This is a genomic window from Flavobacterium filum DSM 17961 (assembly GCF_000425465.1).
GTDB lineage: Bacteria > Bacteroidota > Bacteroidia > Flavobacteriales > Flavobacteriaceae > Flavobacterium > Flavobacterium filum.
This window is the reverse complement of the sequence record NZ_AUDM01000015.1, coordinates 17,937-32,393: the sequence shown is the minus strand read 5'-3', so window position 1 is coordinate 32,393 and position 14,457 is coordinate 17,937. Positions and strand designations below refer to the sequence as shown.

12 protein-coding genes are annotated in these 14,457 nt (G+C 34.7%); 6 read left to right on the top strand and 6 right to left on the bottom strand.

Annotation, left to right across the window (positions count from 1 at the left end; all coding sequences use genetic code 11):
• Window positions 1-134 precede the first annotated feature (134 nt).
• Entirely contained in the window at window positions 135-851 is a 717-nt protein-coding gene (locus H601_RS15580) for a hypothetical protein (protein ID WP_051220722.1), read from the top strand.
• A 555-nt stretch (window positions 852-1,406) separates the two neighbouring features.
• On the opposite strand, the gene H601_RS0110235 is transcribed toward H601_RS15580, so the two are convergent.
• Both H601_RS0110235 and H601_RS0110230 read right to left on the bottom strand, forming a co-directional pair.
• On the bottom strand, window positions 1,407-1,730 hold the full coding sequence (locus H601_RS0110235) for a hypothetical protein (RefSeq protein WP_026711435.1): 324 nt from the start codon (window positions 1,728-1,730) through the stop codon (window positions 1,407-1,409).
• 272 nt (window positions 1,731-2,002) lie between these two features.
• Window positions 2,003-3,013 (bottom strand): hypothetical protein, encoded by a 1,011-nt coding sequence (locus H601_RS0110230; protein ID WP_026711434.1) that lies wholly within the window; start codon window positions 3,011-3,013, stop codon window positions 2,003-2,005.
• A 94-nt stretch (window positions 3,014-3,107) separates the two neighbouring features.
• Between H601_RS0110230 and H601_RS0110225 the strand changes: the two genes are divergently transcribed.
• The 5 genes from H601_RS0110225 (at window position 3,108) to H601_RS0110205 (ending at window position 8,886) form a co-directional block, all read left to right on the top strand.
• Window positions 3,108-3,629, top strand: a complete 522-nt coding sequence (locus H601_RS0110225) for an RNA polymerase sigma factor (protein ID WP_026711433.1) — start codon at window positions 3,108-3,110, stop codon at window positions 3,627-3,629.
• 42 nt (window positions 3,630-3,671) lie between these two features.
• A complete protein-coding gene (locus tag H601_RS0110220) occupies window positions 3,672-4,559 on the top strand; it encodes a FecR family protein (RefSeq protein ID WP_026711432.1) in 888 nt (295 codons plus the stop codon).
• Window positions 4,560-4,562: 3 nt separating this feature from the next.
• The gene (locus H601_RS0110215; protein ID WP_035655836.1) at window positions 4,563-7,106 is read left to right on the top strand and encodes a TonB-dependent receptor; all 2,544 of its coding nucleotides are present in this window, start codon (window positions 4,563-4,565) and stop codon (window positions 7,104-7,106) included.
• Window positions 7,107-7,382: 276 nt separating this feature from the next.
• Window positions 7,383-7,838, top strand: a complete 456-nt coding sequence (locus H601_RS0110210; RefSeq protein WP_156900386.1) for a hypothetical protein — start codon at window positions 7,383-7,385, stop codon at window positions 7,836-7,838.
• 571 nt (window positions 7,839-8,409) lie between these two features.
• The gene (locus H601_RS0110205; RefSeq protein WP_156900385.1) at window positions 8,410-8,886 is read left to right on the top strand and encodes a hypothetical protein; all 477 of its coding nucleotides are present in this window, start codon (window positions 8,410-8,412) and stop codon (window positions 8,884-8,886) included.
• A 579-nt stretch (window positions 8,887-9,465) separates the two neighbouring features.
• On the opposite strand, the gene H601_RS15575 is transcribed toward H601_RS0110205, so the two are convergent.
• The 4 genes from H601_RS15575 to H601_RS15565 all read right to left on the bottom strand — a co-directional run bounded on the left by H601_RS15575 (window position 9,466) and on the right by H601_RS15565 (window position 14,456).
• A complete protein-coding gene (locus H601_RS15575) occupies window positions 9,466-9,858 on the bottom strand; it encodes a hypothetical protein (RefSeq protein ID WP_051220720.1) in 393 nt (130 codons plus the stop codon).
• 223 nt (window positions 9,859-10,081) lie between these two features.
• Complete coding sequence (locus tag H601_RS16690) at window positions 10,082-11,596, bottom strand: MBOAT family O-acyltransferase (protein WP_211223545.1); 1,515 nt, start codon at window positions 11,594-11,596, stop codon at window positions 10,082-10,084.
• A 3-nt stretch (window positions 11,597-11,599) separates the two neighbouring features.
• Window positions 11,600-13,000 carry a GDSL-type esterase/lipase family protein gene (locus tag H601_RS15570; protein WP_035655832.1) on the bottom strand — a complete coding sequence of 467 codons (1,401 nt, stop codon included), beginning with the start codon at window positions 12,998-13,000 and terminating at the stop codon, window positions 11,600-11,602.
• A complete protein-coding gene (locus H601_RS15565) occupies window positions 12,990-14,456 on the bottom strand; it encodes an SGNH/GDSL hydrolase family protein (RefSeq protein ID WP_051220719.1) in 1,467 nt (488 codons plus the stop codon). Before H601_RS15565 ends, H601_RS15570 begins: the two co-directional genes overlap by 11 nt.
• Between the last annotated feature and the right edge of the window lies 1 nt (window position 14,457).

The window sequence follows — 14,457 nt, the reverse complement described above, 5'->3', positions numbered from 1 at the left end:
TCTTTTAATGAAGTGCAAAGATAACATAAAGCAAATAAGCATCAAAAAATGAGATGAAGTAATTTTTTTTTAAAATAAGGTAGGGTAAAATAAAAGTAGATTGTTTTATGGGTATACAACAAAATTTACATACTATGAAAAACAAAAAAATTCTTTTAGGCCTACTAGCGGGAATCGTAATGGTTTCTTGTTCTAATGATGAAAATGAAACATCTAATGGAAATGACAATTTAAGAATTGTAGCCAAAGCCAGCTATTCCGGAAATACCGGTAGAAGTGCAAATGCTGTAGCCATTTCAGATTTTAAAATTAATTTAAAAGAAATTGAATTTGAATTGGATGATGATTTTTATGATGACGATGATGATGACTACGGTGATGGGTTTTATGGTGATGACGATGAATTCGAATTGAGCGGTCCATTTGAATTGGATTTGTTAAGCGGACAAACCACCATTACTTCCATCAATATTCCAAATGGTATTTATGAAGAAGTAGAATTCAAAATGGCCAGAAACAACAATTCAAACAGTGAATTATTTAACAAGTCGGTTTTGATTAAAGGAACTATTGGTTCAACTCCTTTTATCTTTTGGCACAACATTGATGAGGATTTTGAAATTGACTACGAAGATGCCGGTCAAAACCTAGTAATTGCTGACAACTCAGCCACTTTAGTGATAAACTTCAACTTAGACGCTGTTCTAGCCAATGTTGATTTATCGAATGCAACCGATGATAATGGTGACGGTTTAATCGAAATTAGTCCAACTGATAATGATGGAAACCGCAGCTTAGCCAACACCATCAAAGATAAAATTGAAGAATACACTGATTTGTTAGACGATTAAAGTTAGTTAGTTTCCAAATACCTCTTTTAACCTACTATGCGTAAAAAAGCTGCACAAAAATGCAGCTTTTTTTTTGTGCTCAATTATCAATTTTTCCTATTGAGTGTATGTTTAATTCAAAAATTATTCTGTGAATTTTACCGCGAATTCTCGAATATAAAAATAAGTGAACGTAATAATTTGTTCATCTTTGATGAAAATTCGAATTAGATCAAATAATCATGTTAAAAAAATTAGTGGCTTGAGCGTAGCGAACAGACAAAGTAGATTAGTGGCAATATTATTTCAAATTTTAATTACACCAAGCTGGTCAAACAACATTATGATTTTTAAAAAATAAACTAATAAAAACAAATTTCAGTATTTATGTAAAGCCAATACTTGTAAATAATTAAATAAATCCCTTTTGTAAATTGATGGTTTTGATTCAAAACCATTTTCAACTTGTGCATAGTTCATTTCAAATAAAACCAAAATAAACTACTATTTGAAAAGTTTAAAACATAAAAAAACCATTCCGTTACGAATGGCTTTTTAGTAAATTAAGAAATTAAATTAATTCTTTTCAAAAGTCAACAAATCAATACTCCCGTCTCCTCCACTAACATGTTTGAGCTCTACTCTTGTGGCGGTTGTTGATAAAATTCGCCAATCTTCACTGATTTCTTCAAATGGACCATTCGTTGCACTAAAATTGATAATAAATTTCGGCGTACTGTCATCCGTTCCGGTGGTCCAGGTCCCGTTCATGGTCGTACTACCATTATCGGCTATGAGTGAACCATTCGTTCCAAAAACAAAATCATAATTTGAAAATTGTGAGGTTTGGTTCGAACCATCTTCAGAAAATAAAGTCACTCGCCAAGTTCCATTGACCAATGTATTTTATGTTTGTGAAATAATGGCTCGATGAATTGTTGTCATCGTCGTCATTGCTACAAGTTGAAGCAACATTCAGCATAAATATACCGAATAATAAAGGAATTAAAAAAACTTTTTCATGCTTTAATAGGTTAAGTTAAGAAATTAAAAAAATAAGATATAAATCAAAAGCACATTAAAAACCCAAATCACCGCCTGCGTGAGAAAATAAATGATGTTATTTTTTCCAAAAAGAAAGTTTCGAAAAAGAGTCTTCATGTCCATTGCTTCTATATTTTAGTGAAACTCAAATATTCATTATCGCCCTCCTCTTTTAACTGAATTAAAGTAGAAGAAAACTCAAACAACTCCCAATCATCATCTAAATCATCTAACGGATCATCTTCAAAATCAATTTCCAATATATCTAGTCCATCGTCTTCATAAAATAACCAAGTCCCGTTATAAGTTGAACTGTCTTTAGTTATCGTAATCGTATTATTGATGTTGAATGTAAAGACAAAACCATTAAAGGTACTCGTTTCATCATCGTCGCCTTCATGATAATAGGAAATACGCCAATTGCCGGAGGTCAAAACGTCAATAAAATCATCCGTTGAACCGGAATTGGAACCGCATTGACCGATGGCACTTTCAATTACATCCTTCAGTTCCAAATTAGAATTAATCACTACATTTTGGTTACTCGGATTGATAAGCGAAATAGGATAATTAATCGAATAAAAAACACTAATATTTAAATTTATCAGGTAATTTATAAGTTGTGAATCACTGTTCATTGTCAAAACATTGGCGATTTGATTCTCACTATCGTACTCGTTAATTGTTAATGGATAAAGAATTGTGATACAACTGATGTCGCTCAAATCTTCATTCTGTGTTATAATCGTATTCAATTGTGTCAAATTATTAACTGTAATCTCCTCAAAATTTCGCAAAGAAACGGTAATCGGAAAGGTATAATTCACCACATCATCATCCGAAGTAGAGGCCGCTTTTAAATCGGAAACCAATTGATAATCAGCTACAGTGTTCAGCGTTAAATTCACTGAATTTAATGTTATTTGTACCGGAAGTTTCACTCTAAAAACACTCGTACCGTCCACGACATTATCTACAGAAGTATTGTTTTGAGCTACTCGAGATAAAAACTTGGTAGTCGGTGAAGTTGTATTTAAATTTTGAGTCGTATCTTGAACAATCGTATTTTCTTCTTCTTGACAAGAGACCAACAAAAAGAAACCGAAAAGCGTCAAAACAAATGGTAAAACTTTTTTCATAATCCATACATTTAAATCTAAAACAAATTAAAACCAAAATACCCTACCCACCTTACTTTTTTTTTATAATTTCACAAAGTTTTTAAAATTGCAAATGAATAGTAAATCACTCTCCGGAATTTGTGAAGAAGTCATTTTTAACAACTTTTTCAAAAACCACGTCAAAGCACTCCGAAATTATATGTATTACAAATTCGGCAATGCAGAACAAGCTGAGGATGTAACCCAAGAAGCATTTATCAAACTTTGGGAAAACTGCGAAAAAGTACCTTTAGACAAAGCTAAATCCTATTTATATACCATCGCTAACAATACGACACTCAATCAAATTGCCCATCAAAAAGTAGTGTTGGAATATGCCAAAGCTGCTCCAAAACAAGACAAAACGTTTGAAAGTCCGGATTTCCACATGGAAGAAGAGGAATTCAAAGCAAAATTACAAAAGGCTATTGCCAATTTAAACGAAGGCCAACGCACTTGCTTTTTAATGCACCGCATTGATGGTAAAAAATACAGTGAAATTGCCGAAGCCTTAGGCATAAGTGTAAAAGCCGTTGAAAAAAGAATGCATTTGGCACTCCTGGAATTAAGAAAAGAATTTGATTATTTTAAGTAGGGTTTTTGAAATCCAAACTGTTATAGATAAAAATCCAATGATATGGAAGAAAATTACCACTTAGCAAAATGGCTGAACAATGAATTGGAAGGTGACGAACTGAAAGCGTTTGAAGCCTCTAAAGATTTTGCCGTTTACCAAAGAATTAAACAGTACTCAGGCGAGTTAACTACTCCTGCTTTTGATGAAGATAAAATGCTACAAAGGATTTTACATTCAAAAAAAGCAAAACCTATTTCCATCCAAAAAGTGGTGCTTCGCATTGCTGCCGTAGTCATCTTAAGTTTCGGTATTACTTTTGCCGTGAAAAATTTTGCAAATTTCACGGAATATGCTCCAAATGGTGCCACAACAGAATTTTTGTTACCCGACAATTCAACCGTATTGCTCAATTCCGGTTCGGAGATAGAATACAAAAAATGGAATTGGGATAACGAACGTAAACTGAAACTCAACGGTGAAGCTTTTTTTAAAGTCGCAAAAGGGAAAAAATTTGAAGTGGCAACCGAATTAGGAAAAGTGACCGTATTGGGAACCCAATTCAATGTGAAAAACCGCAACAATCGCTTGGATGTAACCTGTTTTGAAGGAAAAGTACAAGTAAACTATCAAAACACTCAACTCCTTTTAACCAAAGGAATGACGGTTTCGTTTGAAGACGGTCAACAAGTGGTGGCAGCCCAAATCGCACAAACAGAACCGGATTGGCTTTCAAAACAAGTAGCGTTTACTGCCGCCCAACTTCCGGCTATTTTAGAAGAAATGATGCGTCAATACAACATCGATATTCAGATGAAAGGAAAAGCAACCTCACAACGATTTACCGGTACCATTCCGATGAATAACCTTGAAGTTGCTCTTGAAATTGTTGCGACCACGTATCATTTAAAAATGACGAAAATAAATGATTCAACCTATCGATTAGAGTAGTGAATGAAGATTAAAAAAGGGGAAATAACCCTATTGTTACTTTTCTTATGGTTTTTTGACCTTTCCGGTCAAGAGCTAGGATCCACTATGCCTTTAAAGGAAATCTTAAGCGAAATTGAAAAAAAACACCAAGTCACTTTTAACTATATCGAAGACGAAATTGTAGTGTATACACTCCCTTCTCCGGCTTTAAAAAAAACCTTAGAAGAAAAAATCGAGTATATCCAAAGTAAAACAACCCTTCGGTTTAAGTTTGTAAGCGACCGATTGATTACCATTTCCAATAACAAAAAACTAGACAAACCGCTTTGTGGGTATTTGTTAGACAACGATTCTAAAGTACCGATTTACAATGCAACGATTCGGGTTTCCGGAACTAATACGTTTGTGTTGTCAGATGAAAAAGGCTTTTTCCAACTTCCGGTAATTTCGCCCAACCCAATTGAAATCAGTCATGTGAATTACCAAGCTCAATCGGTTTTGATTAACGATTTGTATGTGGAAAATTGTCCCACATTTCTTTTGCAATACGCCATTCAGGAACTGGAAGAAGTGGTAGCCGATGCTTATTTGACGGTAGGTATTCGCAAAAAAACAAATGGAACCTTTGAAATTAAACCCAAGAAATTCGGTATTCTACCCGGATTGGTAGAACCGGATGTGTTGCAAACCATGCAGCAAATTCCCGGTATTATAAGTGCCGATGAAACCATTGCCAATATAAATATGCGTGGTGGTACCCATGACCAAAATTTATTCCTTTGGAACGGGATTCGACTCTATCAAACCGGACACTTTTTTGGTTTAATCTCGGCTTTACATCCGAATCTTGCTCATACCATTCAAATTTCGAAAAACGGAAGCTCTGCTTTTTATGGCGAAAGTGTATCAAGTGTAATTGATATTTCTTCTCGCACCAACACCGAAGAAAACACCTCAACTGTTGGAATGAACTTGCTGAATGCTGAATTTGCCTCTCGTATCAAAACCGGAAAAAACAACAGCATTGAAATTGCGGCCCGAAGATCGTTCACGGATGTTTTCAATTCGCCGACGTATAAAAATTACTTCAACCGTATTTTTCAAAACACGGAAGTGATTGATGTAACCAACAATCAAGACGTGAATTACGAAAGCGAAGAAGATTTTTACTTTTATGATTTTACCGTGCAATTCCAACAAAAAATAGGTAAAAAAAGTGAATTATTCATTGATGGAATTGCCATTTCCAATGCGTTGACCTTTACGGAAAGTACGTTGGCTAACTCGCAGTTGATTTCCAAAAACAGTAGGCTGAACCAAAACACTTTTGGCGGAACCCTGACGTGGAAAACCAAATGGAACGACAAAAACGAAACCGAAATCAGTGTGTACAGCTCCTATTATGAGTTAGAGGGCAAAAACGAATCGGTGGAAGACAATCAGGTGTTGGTGCAGGAAAACACGATTTTAGACAATGGTTTTCGTTTGCGAAACAGTCACAAATTGAATCAAAACCTTACGTTGCACAACGGCTATCAGTTCAATGAAATTGGAATCAGAAGTTTTGATGATGTGAATGTTCCTCAATTTACCAGAACGGTGAAAGAAGTCTTGATGAGTCACGCTTTAATTGCCGAGTTAGAATACCAATCACCCAACCAAAAACTGTACGCCAAATTGGGCGTTCGAGGCAACTATTTCGACAAATGGTCGATGACGTTGATTGAACCTCGTTTACATCTGAATTATGCTCTTTCTGACCATTTAAAAGTGGAAGTTGCAGCGGAGCAAAAAAACCAAACCACTTCGCAAATTATCGATTTACAACAAGACTTTTTAGGAGTGGAAAAACGCCGTTGGGTCTTAGCGAACAATGCAACCATTCCGATTCAAAAGAGCAATCAAGCTTCGGTTGGTATGGTGTTTCGCAAAAACAATTGGCTCATTCATCCCGAAGCCTTTTATAAAAAAGTAGAAGGCATCACCAGTTCCGGACAAGGTTTTCAAAACCAATTGGAGTTTGTAAAAGTGATTGGACAATACGAAGTATATGGTGTGGAAGTGCTCCTTCAAAAACAGATTGACCAATTCACCGGTTGGTTCAATTACAGTTTTAACAACAACGATTATACGTTTGAAGGCTACATTCCGCCGCAGTTTGCCAACAATTTTGAAGTGAACCACAGCCTAGCGTTGGGAGCTACTTATCAATGGAAAAATCTCAAATTGGCGTTGGGTGGTAAATGGTTTACCGGTCGACCCAACACTATCCCGTTGAGCAATACCCCTATCTTTCCTACTCCTGACAACCCGGCGATTGCCTACAGTTTACCCAATGCCGAAAACCTGGACGATTATTTTCAAGTGAATTTTTCCTCCTCGTATGCGGTAGCGTTGGGTAAAAAAACTAACCTCTTTTTGGGCGTTTCGGTGCTGAACCTCTTGAACCAACGCAACACGATCAATCGTTTTTACCGCATTAACCCCGGCAATACAGCCATTGAAGAAGTAAACACCTATTCATTAGAACTGACCCCGAATGCGTTTGTGAAAGTGAATTTTTAAAAATTGTACTTTTTTGTAAGAACGAATCACTTTTTTTATATCTTAGTATTTCCAAAAACAAATTTGCCGAGTGGCAAGGATACTCCTATTTATTTTTTTTAGTGCGTTACGGGAATCCGTAAAATGGTTTGGTGGGGATGGAATATCTTTAAAAAAAATACCATAGCACAGAATTAGAACTGTACAATCAGTTTTTTTTTAAAATAATTGAAAAAAGTTACATAAACTTGCGGATGTTTACTAGTTAGCAGCTATATATTACTCGAGACCAAAAAAATGAACAGAAAAAAGGTATTTATCGTTATTATCATTATCGTAAATTTACTATTTGCTTGGTCGGTTTTTAATATGTTTTATTATAAAAGAGCATCTTTTGACACTTCAGAAAAAGCAAAACTGAATCAATCTAATGTTGACAAAATTAATAATGGTGACGGTAGTTGGAAATGGAACGAAAAAGAATATGATTTTTATAAAGAATATTCCTTTTCATTAACTAAAAATGAGATTAGTGAATTTTGCAAAATAATAAATTCAGCAAACGCAAAATATATTGATAACATAAGACCTGAAAAATGGTTAGACATATACATTGTGGAAAAAAACGGAAAAAAAAGTTTAATTACTCTAAAACAAAGTAATGAAAACGAGATATATTTTGATATCAATCATAAAACATTTGATGGAAAAGAATTAGAAAAATATATACAAAAACATATCAAACGAAACTAAAAAGAAAATACAGCTGCTAACCACTATTTTGCATAATGCTGGCTAGTTTACAGAATTTAAACGTCTTACAATAATTAACTTTGGGCTTAACTGACAATAACGGGCTCCGAACCCCCACGCTCTCCTAAGTATTCTTTGTTTGCACGCTGCTCTGCGAATGCCTCTGACCTCGCAGCAAATTAACATTCCAATTTCAATATAACCATACTTATTCCTGCTCTGCGATGGTCACCAGCTCCCCTAAGTCTTCTTTGATAGCACATTGCCCCAGCTGCTCAAAGTCTAATCAATGGCACGCTGCTCTGCGATAGGTCCAGACTTTGCAGCAAATTAACTTTCCAATTAAAAACAAGTATAATTAACACGCCTTATTTTATTTTAACGCTTTTTTATTAACTATTATGCTTATGTTTGCACCCGTTTGGAAAATGCCACTCAACGATTAATTTCTTGAAATAGGCTCTTTTACACTATTCTTTTAAAGTAGAATTCAACTTAAAAAGTGTTGTGAAAAACTCCAAACAAGAAGCGTTTTAAACAATAAAATAATAACTATTAAATACTATTTACCATGAAAAAATTATCTTTTCTATTCTTTGCTTTGATTACAATTAGCCTTATGGGTTGTTCTTCGGATGATGATTCCTCAGGAGGTGGAAATCAGGATAATACCTTTTATCTTCGTTATACCTTAAATGGTGTGAATTATGATTTTGAACCGGAAACGCTTACTTCTTTGCGAACTTTAATTTTAGGAAGCGGAACTGTAAATAGTGATTTCTCAAGAATATCGTTATGGATGCCAAATGGAGCTACTGTTGGTACACATCAAATCACTGATGATTTTGTGTCTGATGATAATGTTGACACCCTATATTCAGCTGATGTATGGATTGGCGATGAAGTGATTGACGCTTCTTCCGGTACTTTAGTAATTACTGAATTAGGTGCTGATTATGTAAAAGGAACGTTTAGCTTTACCGGCACTAATGATGAGGGTACAACAGCTACCGTTACTAATGGAAGTTTTAGAGCAATTAGAGACTAATTAGAATATCGATAGACTTTCTATAGCTCAATAAAATTATTTTTAAAAACCGCAAATGTCAAATGACTTTGCGGTTTTTATATTTTAATAAACTTCTTTGTTGAATTCCACTAAAACTGAAAATAAATAAACGGTTGCGGCCCTGCTGATGCCGTGGCATAGACAAACCAATAAACAAAAGCTAACACAACAGCTTTCCCGATTAATGGTGTGGCGTCAAATCCTTTTTGAAGTAGTTTGATGTAATTATAGTGTCTAAATTGTCCTGTAAGATAATAACAAAAAAATAGAAGTAATTTGAAAATTTTATATTAAATAAATCGGATGGAATCTTAACAGTTTTCTTCTATCCACTTATACAAGTATTCAATTGTTAATCCCATACTAAAAAGATTAGTTCTAAGATGTAATGACGGAATTTCTTTATCCTTTTCACGATGTGTTATCGTTCATAAACATCCAGGACATTTGTAATGGTCATGCGAAGCTTTTGTGCGAAGATAAGTGCATTTATGTGCCTTTAGAAATGAAACCCAATCCTTTGTTTTAACTGGCCTGTTGTTACCCATTTACAAAAAATTAGCAAGCAACTTGGTATTGCTTATTTTTTTTAATGGTTACATTTTCTAAACCTTGCAACAATCCATTTTCGTCTACATATAATTTTGAAAAATTCTTGGAATGATATCTAACTTGCGTAAATCCTAGTTTAATTAATTCCGATTTTCTTTGATCTTGATTCAACTTCATGAAATCTTCACAAAAGGTTTCCATATTTTCATCAAGTGATTCCATTGCTTCCTCCTCTGTTGAACCATATCCACTAATCATTAAAGAAGGAATAATTGACACAAAATGTTCTCCTTCTTTACCGCTAATCACTGTTGCTTGAACTGTTAAAATACCACCTTTAATACGAACGGTATCTTCTTCAGGTCTTTTTTCAAGTGGAGTTTTAGTTAATGTAGCCATAAATTATAATGATAGTATAAGAAAATAACTTAACAAATATATGAATAAAAAATAAAACAAATCGCATTTTTTCAACTACCATAAGTCATCTAAGAACCGTATTGATCAACTTAAACAATTGATAGTTTTAGATATAACTTATTACTCTTTTTTAATAATTAAAAATGAATATTACATTTTTTTGCATGCAATTTTTATACCATTTGAGAAAATTTGAAACCCTCTAAAACTGAAAATAAATAAACGGTTGCGGCCCTGCTGATGCCGTGGCATAGACAATCCAATAAACAAAAGCTAACACTACAGCTTTCCCGATTAATGGTGTGGCATCAAATCCTTTTTGAAGTAACTTGATGAAGTTATGAGGAAGAAAATGCCAAACAAATCCAATGGCAATTAATAAAAATACATTTTGATAGCCTTGAGCAATAATCATCCATTGCTGTGGATTAAAGGTGATTTTGCCAATGTTTTGCATGATTTCAAAAGCGGTAGGAAAATCTTTTGCTCTAAAAAACAACCAACAAAACGCCACAAAATGAAACGTCAAGAAAATTTGAATGGTTCGCACGAAATAGTTTTTTGGCAATTTGATGAACATTCCAAAATAGCGTTCTACGGCTAAGGCCAACCCGTGTAAAACACCCCAAAAGACAAACTTCCAAGAAGCTCCGTGCCACAAACCGCCCAACAACATCGTGAGAAATAAATTGACATAGGTTCTGAATTTCCCTTTGCGGTTTCCTCCTAAGGAAATGTATAAATAATCCCGTAACCAAGACGATAACGAAATATGCCAACGTCGCCAAAACTCAGTTACCGAAGCAGACTGATAAGGCGTTCTGAAATTTGGTGGCAACCAAAATCCCATCAGTAAAGCTAAACCAATCGCCATATCGGAATATCCGGAAAAGTCGCAATAAATTTGAATTGCATAGCCATAAGAAGCCATTAAATTCTCAAAAGCAGAATAACTATTTGGTGCGTCAAAAACACGATCAACAAAGTTGATGGAAATGTAATCGGAAATCACCGCCTTTTTCAATAATCCGCCAATAATCAAAAACAAAGCGGCATTGAATTCTTCTTTGGTAAGTTTTAATTTCTTGTAAATCTGCGGAATAAAATCGCTTGCCCTAACAATTGGTCCCGCCACCAACTGCGGAAAGAACGAAACGAAAAACAAAAAGTCCATGAAACTTTTGGTCGGTTCGAGTTCCTTTCGATAGACATCAATCGTATAACTAAGTGTTTGAAACGTATAAAATGAAATCCCAACCGGTAGAATAATGTCTTGAAACTCAAAATTTCTATCGAAAAGTAGATTGGTATTGTCAATGAAAAAGTTGGTATATTTAAAGTAACCCAACAATCCTAGATTGACCACCAAACTGACCACTAAATAGAATTTTCGGTAAAACGTATCTTTTTCGTCATAAATCAATTTGGCTATGGCGTAATCCAACACCGAGGAAAAGATAATCAGCAAAAAGAAAATGCCACTCGATTTATAATAGAAAAAAAGTGAAAAAGCCACCACATACGCAATGCGAAGACGATGTGTTTTTTGGGTTAAAATATAGAAAAAATAAAACACCAGAAACAATCCCAAAAACAACGCACTGTTGAACAACAATGGTTTTTGTGGGTCAAATACAAACCAGCTTTGCACTTGTTCCCAAGTAGGGTTTCCAACCAAAGTTTCCAACCATTGACGGCTATTTGAAAGCAGTTTCACGTACTATTCTTCGATTAAAGTTTTAAATTCTTCATAACTTTCTAAAAAAGCTTCCATAAAAAGTTGTCCTTGCTTTTCATAGCCATTTTTGGTGTAATGCACTCTATCCGCTCCTATTAATCCGGCCTTTGCACTTTGCGAAATTCCAAACAAACCACCGGAAATGGAAAACATATCCCAAACCGTATAATTGTTTGTAGTGGATTGAGCTAAAATTTCTCTGGCATACTCCGCAACAAATGTATTGGGAAATTTGCGTTTAAATTGTGATGGTGGTGGCGTAGTAATCAAAATTGCCGTTTCCGGATTTTTAGTACGAATCGCTTCAATCATCAAATTAAGTTGAGTGATGTAATCAGGTGTAATCAATTTGTCAAAACTTTCATTTGTTCCCAACGAAATAATGACCAAATCAGGAGAAAGCACCTTTAATTGCTCAAAAAACAATGGAAATTTCGTAAAATCTGAACATTTTGCACCATTCACACCAATAGTATGGTAAACGACACCGGGTGAATTATTTTCCAAAACCAAACCGTTAAGAGCAAAATCGGTCTTTTCCATTGCCGGAATAAGATATACTTTATGCAACAACGAATCTGATTCAAACAAATGATACCCATTACTTTCTTTGGTAAGCAACGGAATAAACTCAGAACGTTCTACTACCTTTTTCTCCTTTTCGTTAGATGGAATTTTCAATGTTTTTCCCGCTCTGATGTTATTGTTTTTTAAACCATTAGCTGTTTTAATAGCTTGAATCGAGAGATTATACCTATCGGCTATTACCGATAAATTTTCGCCGCTTTTTATTTTATGAATGATATTTTTAGGAATATCCGATTCCAGTTTAATGATTTTGGAAGCCAAAGCTACATCAAACATTTTCTGGTTTTGAGGTGTAATGATTTTTAGAGAGGAAAAACCAAACGATTTATCCTTCAAATTCATTTCTATCGCAAAATCATTTTTCTTTGTAAACAAAGCAAAACCACTTAACCCCACCGGATTTCCAACATCCGGATAAATATTACGTTGACTTTCCCACGTTTGATTAGACGAAAACCGCACATCAGAAGTACCATTCGTTTTAGCCAACGCATGCGGAAAAACAAAACCTCTTCCCCCATTTCCGAATTTTTGCAACAAAATTGTTCGATTGTAGCCTGAAAATAAATCGGCTTGAATGTGTGAATCACCAATGTGAACAATGTTTACCTTTCCCTTTTTATTTTTTTCCAATTGACTCAATTTAGCAAAAACAGCCTTAATGGAAGAAGCATTGGTCAAAGCATTTTTGGTAGTAATCACAACAGTAGTATCAATCTCAACAAATAGAGAATCCGTTTGAGCCAAAAGTGAAAAGTGGCAGAAAAATAGAAAACACCATAATTTACTTTTCATGCTCAGGCTTTTTAGGTGTTAAAACGGAATCTGAAACGGTTTTGGCAGGTACAACTTTTTGACGCTTTCGTAGATTTTTATACGCAACATAACCTTCTTGTAACTGATTGTATAACAAGTCGGCAACTTTTTGAGCCCCACGATAACTGAAATGGGTATAATCTTTAGCTGCCATCGCCGGAACTTCCTCTTCTACCCATTTGGTCATAGAACCTTCTCCACCCATGGCTTCATATAAATTAAAAAAGCCTGATTTCGATTGAATGGCATATTTCTTTTGAGCCAAACTCAGCGGAACTACAGCTGAATCGGTTTTCATTTCTAAATCATATTTCGTTGCTTTATCGGCGGTAGAAATGACCATAATGGTTACACCCGGAAAGCAAGCTTTCAAATGATTAACAACTTGATTCATCTTGCGTTCATACCAAGTATAATTGTAAGAACCATAATTGAGTACGTTTGTTCCGTAATGTAAAATGATTAAATCATAATCAAATCGCTCTTGAAATTGATTCATCACATTCACATTAAATGTAGAAATCGGCAACCCGGAATTTCCTCGGTTAGAAAAATTATCAACATGCACACCTTTTCCATCATCAAAATTAAATCCGTAAATTGGAATAGAATCTGCCTTTTTAAAAGAAGCTTTCAAATATTTTAAACTCGTTGACAACGAAAGAGCATTGACTAATTTTTCAGGGTTTAATTTTTTTATCAATGTATCTTTTCCTGTTTTTAGGATAATCTCACCATTCTTGTTATCAGATTTACCATAAAACAACGTTGGATTGTCTAAATTAGAAGTGTGCAAACCTTTTCCTGCTTTATAACTTACCCAAGGTTGAGAAACGGTGTCATTGGCAAAAAACACATGACCATTCACCCCAAAAGGATTAAGTGGCCTTTTGACATTTAAATAAGATTGTGTCTTCCAATTGGGAGAAAATTGATGCACCACAGAACTTCTGGAATTGGCAGATTCAGAAGTAATCGGCACAAAACCAACTCCTTTCCCACCATATTGATTTTGTAACGCTCTGCGGAAATCTTGAACAATCATATCGCCATCAGTCATTGAATCGCCAAAATAAGCAATTCGAACATCGCCTTTTTGTTCGGTTTCCATTTGGTATAATTTCTCATAAAATGGAATCAAATATTGAAACCCTTTGTATTGTTCATATTCTTCAGCCGGAAAAGTTATGCCGTCGATTTGTTCAAAGACAATTTTCTTGCGACTAAAAGAATCCACTCCATTTTCTGCGGTTGAAATTTCCTGTTCCGCTGAGATGGTTTCTAATAAAATACTATCTATGGTAACATGTTTTGAAGCAATTTTTGTTTCAGAAAAAATTCGCTTAGGTAAAATGCTTTTGAATACTAAAAAGAAAACAGCCGACAGCAAAATGACGGCTAATGTTCTGAAAAAATATGTTGCTTTTGCTAACATT